The sequence below is a fragment of the Sphingomonas sp. 37zxx genome, assembly GCF_000786205.1.
Classification (GTDB): Bacteria; Pseudomonadota; Alphaproteobacteria; order Sphingomonadales; family Sphingomonadaceae; genus Sphingomonas.
Window position 1 is genome coordinate 1 of the sequence record NZ_JROH01000138.1, and the last position, 356, is coordinate 356.

A 356-nucleotide genomic window follows, 5' to 3' on the forward strand; every position below is an offset into this window, starting at 1 on the left:
TATCTGCCGTTCAGCCCCTCGGGCGGAGCACTGCTGTTCCACCTGTTGAGCAAGCTCTACGAGCGCACCAGCGTCGTCATCACCACCAATCTCAGCTTCAGCGAATGGGCCGAGGTGTTCGGCGATGCCAAGATGACCACCGCGCTGCGAGCCATGAAACTTTTGGCGGCTCACGCACCATTGCCACATCCTGGAAACCGGCAATGACAGCTTCCGGTTCAGGGCCAGCGCCGCTGCACCAAAAACCCGAAAGGAAAAAGCCACCACTTGACCCATTCCCGCACTGCGGGGCACCATATCCACCCGGGTCACTTCTCGATGAAAATCCCGGGTCAACTCTCAGCAAAAATCAACAG

Annotated in this window: 1 pseudogene; it reads left to right on the top strand. The window is 58.1% G+C overall.

The annotated features are described in order from the left end of the window. Positions 1-271, top strand: a pseudogene (locus tag QU44_RS17275) (ATP-binding protein); the annotation flags it as partial. Positions 272-356 lie beyond the last annotated feature (85 nt).